Origin of the sequence: Lysobacter sp. CCNWLW3 (assembly GCF_036697405.1) — a bacterium.
Classification (GTDB): domain Bacteria; phylum Pseudomonadota; class Gammaproteobacteria; order Xanthomonadales; family Xanthomonadaceae; genus Lysobacter.
Map to the genome: position 1 here is coordinate 130,762 of NZ_JBAHWA010000004.1, position 17,879 is coordinate 148,640.

Consider the following 17,879-nt stretch of genomic DNA (forward strand, 5'->3'; position numbering starts at 1 on the left):
CCCCGGCGCGAGGCCGGGGCTCGAGGGACGACGGCTCCGACGCGACGCGTCGGACGCGCGCGGTCAGAAGGTGATGCTCCAGCTGTTGATGTAGCCGGTGTCCAGGAAGGCCGCGTCGCGCACGCGCAGCTTCCAGGTGCCGTTGAGCGCTTCCGTCGACAAGTCGCGCGTGTAGGTCTGGATCAGGTTGTCGGCGCTGCTGCCGCTGCGGTTGTGCAGGTTGTAGACGCTGCCGTCCGGCGCCACCAGATCGACCACCAGGTCGCCGCGGTAGGTGTGGACGATGTTGACCGAGACCGAGGCGTTGGTCGGCGCGTTGCCGCTGCGCCCGGAGACCGCGATCGGACTTTCGACCGTACTGTTGTCGTTGATCGCGTAGTCGGCGGTGTTGCTGTAGGTCTGCGGCCCGCTGCTGTCGCTGACGGTGACCGAAGCGGTCTTGGTGTTGCTGGCGCCGTCGTCGTCGGTGACGGTCAGGGTGACCGTGTAGGTGCCCGCCGCGGCGTAGCTGTGGCTGGGACTGGTCGCGGTGGACGTGCCGCCGTCGCCGAAGTTCCAACTGCGCGAGACGATGCTGCCGTCGCTGTCGGTGGAACTGTCGGTGAAGTTGGCCACCAGCAGGCTGGTGCTGACGCTGAAGTTCGCCACCGGAGCGGCGTTGCCACCGCCGGCCGCCGCCAGCACCGCGGCGTTGGCGTCGACGATGCCGGCGCCGCAACCGCCGCTGCAGGTGCCGGGCAACGCGCGCGCGGTGCTCTTCAGCAGTGCCTCGATCTCGGCCGGGGTCTTGGCCGGCGAGGCCACCGACTGCATCAGCGCGACCACGCCGGCCACGTGCGGGGCGGCCATCGAGGTGCCCTGGTAGAAGGCGTAGGTCTGGGTACCGGGGGTGGTGGTACCGGTGTTGAGGGTGGACAGCACGCCGTTGGCGGTGGTCGCGGTTTCGCCGCCGGGCGCGGTCACGTCGATCAGGGCGCCGTAGTTGGAATACGAGGCGCGGTTGCCCTGGCGGTCGTTGGAGGCGATCGCGATCACGTTGTTGCAGTTGGCCGGGGTGAAGCCGGAGACGTTGGCGTTGCTGTTGCCGGCCGCGATCACCACCGTGGTGCCGCGCCCGACCGCGCCGTTGATCGCGGTCTGCATGGCCGAACTGCAGGAGCCGCTGCCGCCCAGGCTGAGGTTGATCACTTCGGCCGGGTTGGCGTTGGCCGGCACGCCGCTGACGCTGCCGCCGGAGGCCCAGACGATGGCGTCGGCGATGTCGGAAATCGTGCCGCCGCCGCGTCCGAGCACGCGCACCGGCGAGACCCGCGCGTTGTAGGCCACGCCCGCCACGCCGGCGTTGTTGTTGGTGACCGCGGCGACGGTGCCGGCGACATGGGTGCCATGCCAGCTGGAGTTGTAGATGCTGTAGAAATCGCCAGGATCGCTGGGATCGCTGTCGCGGCCGTTGCCGTCGCCGGCGGTGGTCGTGTTGGTGATGAAGTCGTAGCCGGCGACGACATTGGCGTTGAGTTCGGTGTGATTGGTGATGCCGGTGTCGAGCACCGCCACCACCACACCGTTGCCGGTGGAGTGGTCCCAGGCGCTGGGCAGGTTGAGGCCGCCGACCGTTTCGTAGTAATGCCACTGCTCGTTGTAGCGGGTGTCGTTCGGGGTCGCCAACGCCTGCAGCATGCGGTCCACCTCCACCGATTCGACATCGGGATGGGCGGCCAGCTGGCGCATCAGGGTTTCGGCCTCGACGCGGTCGAGCGCGCGATCGCTGCGCACGACCTCGGCGCCGATGGCCATGCGCCGCAGCGGCTTGAGGCCGAGCGCACGGTTGCCGCGCGCGGCATCGGCGGCGGCGCTCAGGGCGTTTTGCAGCGAAGCGGCGCTGCTGCGCGCGCTGCTGCCGTCTCTGAACTTGACGATGAACTGGGCGTGGGTGTCGGCCGAGGCCAGGCCGCTGGTATCGATACGGCCGGCGGCCGAGGCCGGCAAGGCGATGAGGGAAGACGACAGCACGATGGCCGTGGCGGCGGCCAGAGCGTGCACGCGGATGCGACGCGAGGTTGACTGAGACATCTGTAATACCCCCGAAGCTGGTAAGCCACTCCTGTGGCGAAACATCGGGACCCGCGCACGACGACCTGGCGGTCGTTCCTGCGACGGCGCCCAGACGTTGTTTACGGCCGAAGGCATCGCCAGCGGCCGCCGGGCGACGCTAGTCGCTCGGCGCGGCGCGCGACGTGATCGCTTTCAAGCATCCGCGCGGTAATCGCTTACAGCGCAGCGGCGCCGACGAACGGCGCGTCCGGATACGAGGCCTGTTTTCCGCTTCGGGAAGGCCGAACGCGAAGCGCGGAGCGGAGGCCGTGCCGCGATGAGGCGACCGCGTGAAGGCCGCGTCGAGATCGCGGCCGGCCGCGGGTGCAGGGCGGATCGCCGCGGCGACCCGCCCTGCCCCGCCCGCGTCAGAACGTGATGCTCCAACTGTCGATGCGGCCGGTGTCCTGGCTGGCGTTGTCGTTCACGCGCAGGTTCCAGGTGCCGTTGAGCGCTTCGCTGCTCAGGTCCTTGCTGAAGGTGCCGATCACGTTGTCGGTGCTGGTGCCGGTGCGGTTGTGGATGTTGTAGAGCGTGCCGTCCGGCGCGACCAGATCGACTTTCAGATCGCCCTTGTAGGTGTGCAGGATGTTCACCGTCACCGAGGCGTTGCTGGGCGCGTTGCCGCTGCGGCCGGACACCGTGATCGGGCTGTTGACGGTGGCGTTGTCGTTGATCGCGTAGTCGGCGGTATTGCTGTAGGTCTGCGCGCCGGTGCCGCCGACCGTGACCGAAGCGGTCTTGGTGTTGCTGGCTCCATCGTCGTCGGTGACCGTCAACGTGACCGTGTAGGTGCCCGCGGCCGCATAGGTGCGGCTGGGGTTGGTCGCGGTGGAGCTGCCGCCGTCGCCGAAGTTCCAGCTGCGCGAGACGATGCTGCCGTCGCTGTCGCTGGAGCTGTCGCTGAAGGTCGCGGTCAGGCCGCTGACCGAGGAGGCGAAGTTCGCGACCGGCGCGTTGTTGCCCGGGCCGGTACCGCTGGAGGTCTTGGCCGCCTCGCCGAGGAAGGCCAGGCCCAGCTTGGCGAACGGCACGCTGTTGGTCGCCGAGTTGCCCATATTGGCCAGGGTGTCGCCGGAAGTGTGCAGGTTCGGGAACAGCCGGCCCTCGTGGTACATCGCCGACGGATAACCGGCCGCGGTCCACGACGCATGGTCGGAGCAACCGTAGCCGCAGGCCTCGGTGGCCAGGTTGAGACCGCTGCCGCCCATGTAGGCGGTGAACAGATCCTTGAGGAACTGGACCATGCCGGCGTTGGAATAGTCGGTGATCACCTTGACGTGCGGATCGGAGCTGGTGCGGTAGTTGGTCATGTCCAGCTGCAGCGCGGCGACCACGTTCACCCCCTGGGCCTGGTACGCGGTCGCGATCGCCTTGGAACCGCGCAGGCCGACTTCCTCGGCGGCGTAGCCCATGAACTTGACCGTGCGCTTGGGCTTGTAGCCGCTGGCCATGGCGATGCGCAGCACCTCGGTCAGGGTGGCGATGCCGGAGGCGTCGTCGTCGGCGCCGGGCGCGTTCATGGCGTTGCCGCTGCCGGAGTTGGAGATCGAGTCCAGATGCGCCCCCAGCACCACGACCTCGTTGGGCAGGTCGGTGCCCTGGATGGTCAGGATCACCGAAGGCTGGGTCGAACAGGTCGTGCAACCGGTGTAGAGCTCGGCGCTGACGTCGCTGCGGCCGTTGGCCAGGCCCAGCCAGGTGTTTCGGATCCATTCGGCCGAAGTGCGGCCGGTGGTCGAGGCGTAGTAGCGGTTCGGGTACTGGGTCGACAGATGGCTGATGGTGGAGCGGATGTTGGCCTCGCCGACCTGGCCCAGCCAGGGCGTGACCGTGGCCTGGTTGTCGATGGTGTAGGCGGCCAGGAACTTGCCGGCCATGGCCTGCGCGCTGCGGTCGTTGCGCACGAAGGCCTCGGCCTCGGCGCGGCTGGCGAAGGCGAAGTAGCCGCCGCAACGGCGCTCCTTCTCGTGCACGTGGCGGGTGATGTCGGCCAGTTGATGGGTCTTGACCTCGGAGATCACCAGCGGCGCGCCGGTGGCACCGAGCGCGGCGCTGGACTGGCGCGCCAGCGTCTTGACGCCGGCCTCGTAGGTTTCGCGCGAGGTGACCACGTAGACCGGCGCGAACGGATCGTCGCTGGCGTCGGCGGGGCGGATGTGTTCGTGCTCGTGCGCGGCCTGCGCGAATGCGGGCACGGCGGTCAACGCTAAGGCCAGCGCGAGCAGCGCGGGCAGCGGGGCGGAAGCGGCTTGCATGGGTGCGACTCCTGGTGAATGCGCCCGGATTCGAGCAGCGAGGGGCGCGACGGAAGAACGGCCGGAACCGGGGGGTCGCCCCGGCCGCGCGGGCGACGATGCCGCCTCCCGCTCCGTTGGCCGGAGCGGGACGCGCGCACGGTCAGAAGGTGATGCTCCAGCTGTCGAGCGTGCCGGTGTCGGCGCTGGCGTTATCGTTCACGCGCAGCTTCCAGGTGCCGTTGAGCGCTTCGCTGCTCAGGTCCTTGCTGAAGGTGCCGATCACGTTGTCGGTGCTGGTGCCGGTGCGGTTGTGGATGTTGTAGAGGCTGCCGTCGGGCGCGACCAGATCGACTTTCAGATCGCCCTTGTAGGTGTGCAGGATGTTCACCGTCACCGAGGCGTTGCTGGGCGCGTTGCCGCTGCGGCCGGACACCGCGATGGGACTGTCGACGGTGGCGTTGTCGTTGATCGGGTAGTCGGTCGCATTGCTGTAGGTCTGGGTACCGGTAGTGCCGACGATGACCGACGCGGTCTTGGTATTCGTGGCGCCATCGTCGTCGGTCACCGTCAGCGTGACCGTGTAGGTGCTGGCCGCGGTGTAGGTCTTGGCGGGGTTCGTGGCGGCAGAGCTCGTGCCGTCGCCGAAGTTCCAGCTGCGCGAGACGATGGAACCGTCGCCGTCGCTGGAGCTGTCGGTGAAAGCCACGCTGAGGCCGCTGACCGCGCTGCTGAAGTTCGCCACCGGCGGCGCGTTGCCGCCGCTGCCGGAGACGGTGAAGCGCACCGCATTGGGCGTGCCGGGTTTGCCGGAAGCGTCGGTGGCCTGGACGTAGACCGTATGCACGCCGGGACTGAGCCCCGCGGTCGGCAAGGCGACGGTCACCGATTCGGTGCTGGCGTTGTAGCTGCCGTCGCTGGCGTTCATCGCCACCCCCGCCGCGCCCGCCGCCCAGGGCGGCGCATCCAGGTAGGCGCGTGCGGAGGCGATGGCATGCACGGCCTCGCTGCCGTTGCTCTGGTTGTAGGCGGCGTCGCTGACGCTGGCGGTGATCGTCACCGGCGTTCCCGCCGGCACGCTGACCGCCGAGGCACTGACCGACTGGGTATCGGGCCCTGACGGATACAGGTAGGGCGCATGCAGATTGCGCGCGGCATAGCGCAGCGCGCGCAGGTTGTTGGGCAAGGTCGTGCTCTGGAAGGTCGAGCAGCTCTCGAAGAACGCCACCCCCAGTTCGATCGTATAGCTGGGCACGCCGAGCAGGCCGTACATGGTGTCGTCGGTAGTGCCGTCGGTGGCGTAGAGCTCGTTGGACTGCTGCGGCCGGTAGTTGTTGAAGTAGGCCAGGCGCCGGCCCAGGGTCTGCAGCGGCACGCTGTTCGGCGCCGGCGTGGTGGTGTCGCCCCAGGACCACAGCACCAGCTGCGAGTAGCTATGGATGTCGAAGAACAGGCCCTGGTAGTCGTCGGGCGCGGCGCTGCCGGTGGCGTCGCCGCGGCGGTCCGGGAAGATGCCGCCGGTATAGACGCCGCTGGCGTTGCGGGTACCGGCGACCAGGCGCACCAGGTTCTGGGTTTCCGGCTCGGAACCGCTGGCCGGGCCGCGGTAGGTCTCGGCGCAGGCATTGCCGCTGGAGCCGCCGGCGGCGCTGTTCCAGTGGAAGGGGAAGTTGCGATTGAGGTCCACGCCGACCGACGACGCGCTGCAGCTGCCGTTGAGGTTGTCGGTGTTCTTGCGCCACGACGCGCCGGCCTCGGCCTTCTTGCGCCCGTCGGGGTTGGCCTGCAGCACCAGCTGGAAGGCGAAATTGTCCAGCAGCCAGGTTGCCTCGGCGTCGGTGCCGTAGCCGTTGACCAGCCCTTCGGCGAAGCGCGTGAGCAGCTCGGCCGGGGTGTATTCGCGCGCGTGGATGGAACCGAACACGACCATGGTCGGCTTGTTCGGCAGCGCCGCGTCGGTGGCGGTGTTGCTCAGGCGCAGCACCTTCATTTCGTAGCCGGTTGCAGCGTTGCGGCTCTTCTGCCAGCTCGGGCCGATGTTGGCAATGCGCGCCAGGTTCGGTTTGGCCGCGGCCAGGTCGTCCATGGTGGCGTAGGTCTCTTCGACCGTGCGGTAGCAGGCGTAGCCGGGAATCGCGGCCGGGCCCAGCAGGGGCGCGTTCGCCATCGCCAACTGCATGGCCTGCAGGCGCTCGGTCGCGGCGGCATCGATCTCGACCCGCACGCCGGCGCCGCGCAGCGCCTCGATGTCCTCCGCCGAGGCCTCCATGCGCACGGTGCGCGCATCGCGGTCGACGATCAGGTGCTGGAAGCGCGAGGCGATGCGCTGCAGCTGGGCGCGATCGCGGTAATGGGCGGTGACGAACACCGAGTCGGCCTCGGCGGCGGGCGCCGCGGAGGCGAAGGCGAACAGCAATACGGCAGCATGGACGAGGCGCATGGGCTTACTCCGTGACGTGCGGGCCCGCGCCCGCTGCGAACGTGCCGGAACGATCGGCATCAGCCGATCTGTGGATGGGAAGGACAAACGCGCGGGCACGCGGACTCCCGCCCCTGCGCATGGCGCGCGGGAGCGGGAGGACGTACACGGTCGGGGTTACGCCCCCGCGGCGTGTCCTCTCCGGCCGGAGCCGGAGAGGACGTGTCGCATCAGAACGTGATGCTCCAGGTGTCGAGCACGCCGGTATCCGCGTTGGCGTTGTCGTTCACGCGCAGCTTCCAGGTTCCGTTCAGCGGTTCGCTGGTCAGGTTCTTGCTGAAGGTGCCGATCACGTTGTCGGTGCTGCTGCCGGTGCGGTTGTGGATGTTGTAGAGCGTGCCGTCGGGCGCGACCAGATCGACCTTCAGATCGCCCTTGTAGGTGTGGGTGATCGTGACCGAGATGGAGGCGTTGCTGGGACCGTTGCCGCTGCGTCCGGACACCGCGATCGGACTTTCGATGGTGCTGTTGTCCAGGATCGCGAAATCGGTGCCGTTGGTGTAGGTCTGCACGCCGGTGCCGCCGACCGTGACCGAGGCGGTCTTGGTATTGGTGGCGCCGTCGTCGTCGGTGACCGTCAACGTGACCGTGTAGGTGCCCGCGGTCGCATAGGTGCGGCTGGGGTTGGTCGCGGTGGAGGTGCCGCCGTCGCCGAAGTTCCAGCTGCGCGAGACGATGGTGCCGTCGCTGTCGGTGGAGCTGTCGGTGAAGGTCGCGGTCAACGAGCTGGTGGTGAAGCTGAAGTTCGCGGTGGGCGCGACGTTGCCGCCACCGGACGAATCCAGGCCGTCGATGAACTGTACGCCGGAGGCGCCGGCATCGAGCCAGTTGCTCAGGCGGGTGGAGTTGCTGCCGCCGCCGGTCCAGGACACCGAGATGCGGCCGTAGTAGTCGGCCTTGGCGTTATCCGCCGCCGAGCACGAGGACGGGCCACCGTGGAGCTGGCCGATCACGCGCTTCTCCGGGCTGTACAAGGGCGAGCCCGAGGAACCGCCTTCGGTGACGCCGATGCCCGGGATCCAACGCACGAAGATGTGCGAACCGTCGCCGGGCGAGGTCGGGTTGGTGTTGGCGCCGCCGTAGCTGGTGGTGCGGGTGGCGCTGGTGCCGTGGCTGATGCGCTTCTCGGCGACGTTGGGATGGTGGATGCCGGTGGCGCCGCTGAAATCGCCGCTGCGCGCGTCCCAACCGTTCCAGAACAGGTTGTAGGCGGCGGGCGCGGCGTCGTCGAGCTCGACCAGGGTGAAGTCCGAGGGACTGTTGCCGGCGCGGAAGAACGAACCGGTCAGGAACTGCGCGAGCGAGCCGTTGCCGTTCTGGCCGCTCTGGGTGCTGCCCGGCGCGCGACAGGTCGAGTTCTGGTAGTTCCAGTAGGTAACCAGCGAAGCCGCGTTGGAAGCGGTGATCCCGCAGTGGAACGCGGTCAGGAAGTACATCTTGCGATCGTTGGCGGCGTTGTTGAGCAGGCTGCCCGAGCAGAACAGGCTGCCGCCGGTGGAGATCGCCGCGACCGAGCGGATCTGCGGACGCCAGGCGTCGCCTTCCGGACAGACCACGTCGACGTTGCAACTGCCCGAGGTGCCCTGTGCGGTCACCAGGTCGGACTGCAGCTGCTGGGCCATGCGGGTGAAGCCGCGGTAGTCGTGGCCGACCTTGGCCAGGCGCAGCTTGAGCTGGCCGGCGGCGTCGCGCGGCACCACCACTTCGATCACCGCCTCGGCGCCGTTGACGATCGGCGTCCACAGCTGGCCGTGGGCTTCGTTGTCGGCGGCGGTGAACACGCGCACCACCGACGGGTCGGAGGCCTGGGCGCGGCTGAGGTTGGCCGGATAGACCAGCAGGCGGCCGCCGGCGGGCATGTTGTATTCGCTGAAACCGAAGTTGAGCGACAGCGCGCCGCGCGACTGCACGCGCAGACGCCAGATCATGTCGTTGCCGACTTCTTCCCACACGCCGGAATTCAGCGGGGTCAGGTCCACCGACAGCGATTGCGCGTAGCGCGGCGGCAGATCCTGCGCTTCGCGTTGGCGATCCTCGGCCTGCAATGCCGGCACGTCGACCGCCTGCATCGTGCGCATCTCGACGCGGTCGAGCGCGGTGAGGCTATGGTCGAAAGCCGCGGGACGCGCGCCGGGCGCCGCCATGGCGGCACCGAGCGACGAAAGTCCCAACAGGACCAGGGAACCGTACATTCGTTTCATGAGTCTCTCTCCATCCGTAGTAGAGGGCATGACCGGCTCGCCGCTCTGAATCGCCGGCCCTTGCGGCCTGCGACGGCGAGCGCGGATCAATCGTTTGGACCGCGACCGACGGCGTCGGCCGGCATCCGGCGAGTTGATACGGGCAATGCCGCATCGCGCGATGTGCCGGCGATGCGCTCGAACGATGAAACTGGGCGAACCCCTTTTCGCCCGTCACGACGCTAAGCGTGCGCAGACCCCGGAACAAGCGTGTTCCGGCGCGATTCGACACCGCATACGTGATGCGCGTCATGCATATGCGAAGTAACCGATTCCAGTCATTTTTGTGTAGATGGCGGTGGTGTAGACGCGCGTGCGCGGAAATCGCCGCGCAAAAAAGACCCCGGCCGTGGCCGGGGTCGGAGAGAGCGTTCGCGGCGTCTGTGCCTGCGAATCAATCGATCAGAACGTGACGCTCCAGCTGTTGATGTAGCCGGTGTCGCCGCCGGCGTTGTCGTTGACGCGCAGCTTCCAGGTGCCGTTCAGCGCCTCGGTCGACAGATTCAGCGTGACCGTCTTGTTGATGTTGTCGGTGCTGCTGCCGGTGCGGTTGTGGATGTTGTAGAGCGAACCGTCCGGAGCCACTAGGTCCACCTTCAGGTCGCCCTGGTAGGTGTGCACGATCGCGACCGTCACCGAGGCGTTGCTGGGGGCGTTGCCGCTGCGGCCGGAGACCGTGATCGGGCTGTCGACCGTGGTGTTGTCGCTGATGGTGTAGTCGGTGGCGTTGCTGTAGGTCTGGGTACCGCCGCCACCGCCGGTGGTGTAGCTGCCGGTCAGGCTGAGGCCCGAGAACGTCGAGTAACCGCGCACCAGCACGTGGTAGGTGCCGGCCTGGGCGGTGGCGATGTTGCAGGTCTCGGCGTTGGTGCTGCCTTCGGACTTGCAGTCGTAGCTGGCCGTGGTCGGCGCGCTGCCGAACTTCACGTACAGATCGGCGTCGCCGCTGCCGCTGGCGGTCACGAACTTCAGGCCGCTGGCGCCGGCCGGAACGACCAGGGTATAGCGCAGCTCGGTGCCGGCGCTGCCGGACAGGCCGGTCACCGGCGTGCCGTTGGTCAGCGTGCCGGTCGGCGGCGGGGTGGTGCCGTTGACGGCGTCGACCGCGGCCTTGGCGTTGAGGATGCCCGGGCCGATGGTCTGCGACGGGGTCGACGGGAACGCGGTGACGTTGGCCTTGATGATCGACTCGATCTCGGCCGGGGTCTTGGGCGTGGTCGCCGCGGCCTGCATCAGCGCCACCACGCCGGCGACGTGCGGGGTCGCCATCGAGGTGCCGTTGTAGGAGGCGTAGGTTTCCGTGCTCGGCGTGGTCGAACCGCTGTTGAGGGTCGACAGGATGTTCGAACCCGGAGCGGCGATATCGATCAGCGAGCCGTAGTTGGAGAAGCTCGAGCGCGCGCCGGTGCTGGTGGTCGACGCCACCGCGATCACGTTGTTGCAGTTCGCCGGCGAGGCGTTGGAAACGTTGACGTTGTCGTTGCCGGCGGCGATGACCAGGGTGGTGCCGCGGCTGACCGCGCTGTTGATCGCGTTCTGGGTGGTGGTGCCGCAGGCGCCCGAGCCGCCCAGCGAGAGGTTGATGACCTCGGCCGGATTGGCGTTGGCGGGCACGCCGCTGACGGTGCCGCCGGAGGCCCAGATGATCGCGTCGGCGATGTCGGAGTCGTAGCCGCCGCAGGTGCCGAGCACGCGCACCGGCACGATCTTGGCGCCGTAGGCGACGCCGGCCACGCCCTTGGCGTTGTTGGTCACCGCGGCGATGGTGCCGGCGACGTGGGTGCCGTGCCAGCTCGAACCCTGCGCGGCATGGGTGCCGCCGCACTGGTTGGCGCTGACCCAGTCGCCCGGATCGCTGGGATCGCTGTCGCGGCCGTTGCCGTCGTTGGACACCGTGGTGTCGATGATGAAGTCGTAGCCCGGCAGGATGTTGGCGCTGAGGTCGCTGTGGCTGGTGATGCCGGTGTCGAGCACGGCCACGACCGAACCGGTACCGGTGGTCACGTCCCAGGCCTGGTTGGCCTTGATGCCGTAGGTGCCCGAGTAACCCCACTGTTCGCTGTAACGGGTGTCGTTCGGGGTCAGGTAGGGCTGGTTGAGCCTGTCGATTTCGACGTACTCGACGTTCGCGTCGGCGGCGATCCGGCGCATCAGCGATTCGGCTTCGACATGGTCGAGCGCGCGATCGCTGCGCACGACGTCGGCGCCCAGGGCGGTGCGGCGCAGCGAGCGGATGCCCAGCGCCTTGCCGGCGCCGGCGGTGGCGGCGGCCGAGCTCAGCGAGCGCTGCAGCGTGCCGGCGTTGGTGGTCGGGGCGCTACCGTCCTTGAACTTGACGATGAAGCGCTGAACTTTTTCGGAAGACTGCAGGCCGGCGAGATTGACGCGGCCAGCGGCGAACGCCGGGGCGGCGATCACGCTCGAAGCCAGTACCGCTGCCGTGGCGGCAGCCAGGGCGTGCACGCGAATGCGACGCGAAGACAGCTGAGACATCTATGTAACCCCCGAAGCTGGAATAAGCCGCTAGGCGCGGCAAAAAACCGCAAGCGCCTCTCTCTGGCCGACGGAATACCGTGGCCTCAGGCACGAGCGGTGGATACGGACAGGGTGACAAAATGTGTCCGCAAAGTGACGCTAGTCGAGCCTTCACCTGGCTCGCAACGGGGAAATCCACCTAATCGGCATAGTGATTTGTGACACTCATCACAAATTACCGAGGTAACCGCTTTCACGTGATCTCGACACGAGAATATGCGGCATCGCAACATCGGGTTGCGGTACTGAGACCGGAAAACCACGATAAGTCGCGGTTTTGATAGGAAATATTGGGCCTGGCCGGACCGCCGACGGCCGCCAGGAGACGAAGCGGCCACGACAACGGACATAGGCGGCTGCCGATCGGCCTCCGACGGCGGTAGCGCAGCGCGAAGACTGCACAGGAGACTGCACAGGGACATCCAGGCCGGCGCCCTGCCCTGGCGATCCCCGGCGTGGAGCCTGCGCTCGAGACGCCCGAACCCGACGCCGCGAACACGGCCGCGAGGCGGCGGCCGCGAAATGGATCGTTCCGGCCTTGGCGGACCTAGCGGACCGGACTGCCGCCGACGGGCATCGTCGTCACCACCCCGTCGATCTCGATGTACTCCACGTCCGGATCGGCCGCGAAGGCCTGCATCAGGCGCTGCGCCTCGGCCTTGCTCAGCGGCCGGTCGGCGCGGAACACGTCGGCGGCGACCGACAAGCGCAGCTTGCGCTCCAGCGCGACCGCGCGGCCGCCGTTCTTCAGGCCGCTGGCGCCGACCGCGCGGTCCAGGCGCGCCTGCACGCTGGCCTCTTCGCGCGCGGGCGCGCTGCCGTCGCGGTATTTGACGATGAACTGCTGGTAGGGACCCTCGCCCTGCAGCCCACCGACCTTGGCCGGACCCGCAGCCATGCAGGCGGTCATCGCCAGGGACAGGACCGCCGCGGCGGTCGCGAGCAGGAAACGACGTTGATGCGAGACCATGCTGACTCCTGTTTCATCTGTGTCTTGGCGAACGCGCGGGCGACGTGGACGGGGTTATACGGTTTTGAAAGTACGCGTGCCGGGCTGAATCGAAAAGAACTCGGCCCGGCGACCGCGAGCGGGTCATCGGCTTATTCCGGGATCCGATGCGCCCCACCTGCCCTCGCAACCGCACCGCGTGTGCGATCGCGGCGTTCGAAGCGCCCTGATCGCAGGCAGCAATCGCCCATCGGCGGACCCGCAACCGCAAAAAAACCCGGCCGAAGCCGGGGTCCGAGAGGCCAAGGCCGCCGAACGAACCGCCGCGACGCGCTCGGGGGCGAGGAGCGTCGCGACGGCCGTCGAACAACGCGGCCGAATCAGAACGTGATGCTCCAGGTGTCGATACGGCCGACATCGCTGGACTGCGAATCGACCGCGCGCAGCTTCCAGGTGCCGTTGAGCGGCTCGCTGGAGAGGTTGATCGTGAAGGTGCCGGTCACGTCGTCGGCGCTGCTGCCGGTGCGGTCGTGGATGTTGTAGGCCGAGCCGTCCGGCGCGATCAGGTCCACCTTCAGGTCGCCGCGCCAGGGATGCACGATGTTCACCGAGACCGAGGCGTTGCTCGGCGCGTTGCCGCTGCGGCCCGACACCACGATGCTGCTGCTCACGCCGGTCGTGTTGTTGTCCGGAATGTTGTAGTCGGTGCCGTTGCTGTAGGTCTGGGTGCCGCCGACCGGCGGCGTGGTGCCCGCCACCGCCGCCACCGCCGCGGCCGCGTCGACCAGGCCGGGACCGCAGCCGCCGGGGCACTTGGCGGCCGTGATCGGACGCGCGGTGCTGGCCAGGATGGAGGCGATCTGGCTGGTGGTCTTCGGCGTCGACGCCACCGACTGCATCAGGGCGACGATGCCGGCCACGTGCGGCGCGGCCATCGAGGTGCCGTGATTGAAGAAATAGCCATTGGCGTTGTAGGTCGAGAGGACGCCGTTGCTGGGATGGTCGCGGGTGCAATCGCCAGCCGCCGGCTTGCGGTTCAAGGGCAGGAATTCCTCGGTCGGCGAGCAGACTTCGCCGCCCGGCGCGGTGATGTCGATGGTGCTTCCGTAGGTCGAATACCAGGCGCGATTGCCGTTGACGTCGCTGGCGGCCACGCTGATCACGTTGTCGCAGCTGGCCGGGCTCGAACCGGTCACGTCGATGTTGCTGTTGCCGGCCGCGGCGACCACGATGCTGCCGTTGGCGGTGGCGGTGTTGATGGCGCTCTGGTAGGTCGGGCTCTGGGAGCACGGATAATCGCCGCCCAGCGACATGTTGATGACGTCGGCCGGGTTGGCGTTGGCGGGCACGCCCGCGACCGAGCCGCCGGAGGACCAGACGATCGCGTCGGCGATGTCCGAGCTTATGCCCGAGCCGCCATTGCCGAGCACGCGCGCGTGGAAGATCTTGGCGTTGTAGGCCACACCGGCGACGCCCGCGGCGTTGTTGGTGACCGCGGCGATGGTGCCGGCGACGTGGGTGCCGTGCTTGACGTTGGAGGAGTCGGTCGGATCGGCGTCGCGGCCGTTGCCGTCGCCGGAACCGGCGCTGCCGGTGGAGGTCGAGGTGATGAAGTCGTAGCCCGGCAGGGTGTTGGCGTCGAGGTCGGGATGGGTGAGACGGCCGCTGTCGATCACCGCCACGACCACGCCGCTGCCGGTGCTCTGGTCCCAGGCGGCGGAGACCTTCGCGCCGACCGCGGTGTTGGCGTAATGCCACTGCTCGCCGTAACGGGGATCGTTCGGTACGGCCAGCGCTTGCACGACCCGGTCCAGCTCGACGTAGGCGACATTCGGATCGGCTGCGATCTGGCGCATCACCGCCTCGGCTTCGCCGCGGTTGAGGCCGACATCGCTGGTGACCACGTCCGCGCCCAGCGCCATGCGGCGCAGATGGCGCAGCCCGAGCTTCTTGCCCTTGGCGCTGGCCGGCAGGACGGTGCGTGCGGCGGCCGTGCTCAGAGACGACGCCATGGAAGCGCTGCTGGCGGTCGGCGCGCTGCCGTCCTTGTACTTGACGATGAAGCGGTTGTTGCCGTCGGCCTTGAGGCCGCCCAGATAAACCTGCCCGGCGAAGGCCGGAGCGGCCATGGCAGTCAGTGCGACGGCGGTCGCCGCGGCCAGTACGTGAACGCGCAGCTTGCTGTTGGAATTCGACATCGTTTTCAGATCCCCTAAGGATGGAACTGCAATGACCCGCGAAAGCGGCGATAGCCGTCCGGACAGGAAGCAGGGATGCGAACACCGCTCGCGGACCGGACCTCGGTCTGGGCGCCTTGGCGCTACGACCGCAACTCAAGCTACGGCGCCGAACCAGGGGGCAATACCGGTTAATCGCCGGCCGTCACAGGGAAAAACGTGACTCAAAACCCACTTTCGAATACTGAAATTTACCTGGCACGGGATAGCCACAAACACCGCATTGCGTTTTGTGCCACCGCCAAATTCCGCTGCCGCGCCGGCATCTGCACCGCAACGAATAAGTCGAAAACCCCCCTAATACCCCGCAGTTCCAGCCTTATCGGCGGCGACCAGACCGGCAGCGCGCGACGCAGGCAACCGCTGGGGCGCCAATCGCCGCGAAGGTTTCCGATAGGAAAATCCCGCCTTCGCTTGGCCACCAGAGGCGGCGCTGCATCGCCGGACCGACTACCTGCCGACCGGCTGCCCAACGGATAAAAAACCCCGGCCGAGGCCAGGGTTGGAAGCGACTTATCGGTATTCGGCGAACGGTCGCGACGCGCCCAGGGGCGAAGCGCGTCGCGTACGAGGGCTTGCCCGCACACGCCGCGGTCGCCGCCGCGAAAGCCAAAAAAACCCCGGTCGAACGACCGGGGCCGGTTACGCTGGAGGTGCCAGCGGGGCGCGCGATCGCCGCACGCCCCGCTGCGCATCGCGGAATCAGAACTTGACGCTCCAGCTGTCGATCTTGCCGGTGTCGTTGGCGGCGTTGTCGTTCACGCGCAGCTTCCAGGTGCCGTTCAAGGGCTCGCTGGACAGGTTGAAGGTCACCGTCTTGTTGACATTGTCGGTGCTCCAGCCGGTGCGGTTGTGGATGTTGTAGAGCGAGCCGTCCGGTGCCACCAGGTCCACTTTCAGATCGCCCTGGTAGGTGTGCACGATCGCCACCGTCACCACCGCATTGCTCGGGGCGTTGCCGCTGCGGCCGGAGACCGTGATCGGGCTGTCGACCGTGGCGTTGTCGGCGATGGGATAGTCGGTGGTGTTGCTGTAGGTCTGCACGCCGCCGCTGCCGCCGACCACGACCGAAGCGGTCTTGGCATTGGTGGCGCCGCCGTTGTCGGTGACCGTCAGGGTGACGGTGTAGGTGCCGGCCGCGGTGTAGGTTTTGCTGGGGTTGGTGGCGGTGGAGCTGGTGCCGTCGCCGAAGTTCCAGCTGCGCGAAGCGATCGTGCCGTCGCTGTCGCTGGAGCTGTCGGTGAAGCTCGCCGTCAGGCCGCTGACCGAGGAACTGAAGTTGGCCACCGGCGCCTGATTGCCCGGCGTGCCGCCGCCGACCGCGGCCACGGCCGCGGCCGCGTCGACCAGGCCCGCGCCGCAACCGCCCGGGCAATCGGCCGCGGCGATCGGACGCGCGGTGCTCTCCAGGATCTGCTCGATCTGCGCGGGCGTGCGCGGGCTGGACGCCGCCGCCTGGATCAGCGCCGCGATGCCGGCCACGTGCGGCGCCGCCATCGAGGTGCCCTGCCAGGGCATGCTGGCGTAGTTGTTGCCGTCGATGGTCGACAGCACGCCGTTCTCGGGGAAGCGCTCCGCGGTGCACTTGCCCGACGGGCTCTCGTTCAAGGGCAGGAACTCGGTGGCCGGCGTGCAGACTTCGCCGCCCGGCGCGGTCACGTCGATGCTCGCACCCCAGGTGGAGTAGTAGGCGCGGCGGCCGCCGCGGTCGGCGGCGGCCACGCTGATGACGTTGTTGCAACCGGCCGGGTTGTTCTTGGAGACGTCGTTGTTGAAGTTGCCGGCGGCGGCGATGATGACGGTTCCGCGCGCGACGGCGGCGTCGATCGCGGCCTGGGTGGCGGCGCTGCAGGCGGTGGGGCCGCCCAGCGACAGGTTGATGACTTCGGCCGGATTGGCGTTGGCGGGCACGCCGCTCACGCTGCCGCCCGAGGCCCAGGTGATGGCATCGAGGATGTCGGACGTGGTGCCGCTGCCCTTGCGGCCCAGCACGCGCACCGGCACCACCTTGGCGCCGTAGGCCACGCCGGTCACGCCGACGCCGTTGTTGCCCACCGCGGCGACGGTGCCCGCGACGTGGGTGCCGTGGACGACGTTGGAGGCGTCGTTGGGGTCGGCATCGCGGCCGTCGCCGTCGTCGGACGCGCCGCAGCCGAAGGTGAAGTCGCCGCACAGGCCGCCGGAGGTCGAGCTGACCATGTCGTAGCCGGGCAGCAGATTGCCGTTGAGGTCCGCGTGCGCCAGGATGCCGCTGTCGATCACCGCCACCACCGCGCCGGTGCCGGTGGTGGTGTCCCATGCGGTCGGCGCGTTGATGCCCACGGCGCTGTTGGCGTAATGCCACTGCTGCGCGAACATCGGATCGTTCGGCACCGACAGCGCATGCATCATCAGATCGGGCTCGACGTACTCGACGTTCGGATCGGACGCGAGCTTGCGCATCAGCGCCTCGGCTTCGGCGCGGCCCAGCTTGCGGTCGCTGCGCACCACGTCCGCGCCCAGCGCCATCCGGCGCAGATGCTTCAGCCCCAGGCGCTTGCCCTGGCGCGGCGCGATCGCATCGGCGGCCACCGTCAGCGAAGACGCCATCGCGTTGGCGCTGGTGCGGGTGCTGGAGCCGTCGCGGTACTTGACGATGAACTGATCGTATTCGCCGCCGCCGCGCAGGCCGCGCACGTCGGCTTGGCCGGCGAACGCGGGCGCGGCGCACACCGCCGACAGCGCGGCGACGGTGGCTACGGCGAGCAGGTTGGAACGGATCGAACGCTGGGCAGAAAGCGGCATGGTGTCTGAACTCCCGAGAGTAGAACGCATGAGGCCGCAGCGGCGTCCGGCGGGGGCGAGCGCGTGGCGGCAGGACGGCCGGGGCGGGGCTGCCCCGGCGTGGACCACACCTTAGGCAGCCGGTGCAGGGGGAGGACAGCGACTGGAAACGTTTCAGCCGGCGCGCGATCGTGACCCTTATCGCATTTTCATAAATACACAACGATTAGTCCCAATTGAAACTTTTTTTGCTGCATTCGCACATGGCATGGCACCGGATCGCCATCGGTGCGCACGCGGCAGGCATCGGAAAAGGGGCTCTGACGAGGCAGGTACGCGGAACACGAT

At 68.2% G+C, this 17,879-nt stretch carries 8 protein-coding genes and 1 pseudogene; all 9 read right to left on the bottom strand.

The genetic code is table 11. From position 1 onward, the window contains the following. Positions 1 to 63: 63 nt before the first annotated feature. Positions 64 to 2,070: a S8 family serine peptidase gene (locus V1318_RS09515; protein ID WP_332939403.1), complete on the bottom strand. Its 2,007-nt coding sequence runs from the start codon at positions 2,068 to 2,070 to the stop codon at positions 64 to 66. Between the two features lie 389 nt (positions 2,071 to 2,459). Next, a complete protein-coding gene (locus tag V1318_RS09520) occupies positions 2,460 to 4,349 on the bottom strand; it encodes a M20/M25/M40 family metallo-hydrolase (protein WP_332939404.1) in 1,890 nt (629 codons plus the stop codon). 142 nt (positions 4,350 to 4,491) lie between these two features. Then, positions 4,492 to 6,768, bottom strand: coding sequence for a M14 family zinc carboxypeptidase (locus V1318_RS09525; RefSeq protein WP_332939405.1), 2,277 nt, complete (start codon positions 6,766 to 6,768; stop codon positions 4,492 to 4,494). 209 nt (positions 6,769 to 6,977) lie between these two features. Next, positions 6,978 to 9,008: a proprotein convertase P-domain-containing protein gene (locus V1318_RS09530; RefSeq protein ID WP_332939406.1), complete on the bottom strand. Its 2,031-nt coding sequence runs from the start codon at positions 9,006 to 9,008 to the stop codon at positions 6,978 to 6,980. Between the two features lie 441 nt (positions 9,009 to 9,449). Beyond that, positions 9,450 to 9,683, bottom strand: a complete 234-nt coding sequence (locus V1318_RS09535; protein ID WP_235567287.1) for a proprotein convertase P-domain-containing protein — start codon at positions 9,681 to 9,683, stop codon at positions 9,450 to 9,452. Between the two features lie 129 nt (positions 9,684 to 9,812). Continuing rightward, positions 9,813 to 11,540, bottom strand: a pseudogene (locus V1318_RS09540) (S8 family peptidase); the annotation flags it as partial. Between the two features lie 589 nt (positions 11,541 to 12,129). Further along, positions 12,130 to 12,552, bottom strand: coding sequence for a hypothetical protein (locus V1318_RS09545; protein WP_332939407.1), 423 nt, complete (start codon positions 12,550 to 12,552; stop codon positions 12,130 to 12,132). Positions 12,553 to 12,911: 359 nt separating this feature from the next. Continuing rightward, a complete protein-coding gene (locus V1318_RS09550) occupies positions 12,912 to 14,729 on the bottom strand; it encodes a S8 family serine peptidase (protein ID WP_332939408.1) in 1,818 nt (605 codons plus the stop codon). A gap of 741 nt (positions 14,730 to 15,470) precedes the next feature. Then, entirely contained in the window at positions 15,471 to 17,552 is a 2,082-nt protein-coding gene (locus tag V1318_RS09555) for a S8 family serine peptidase (RefSeq protein ID WP_332939409.1), read from the bottom strand. Positions 17,553 to 17,879 lie beyond the last annotated feature (327 nt).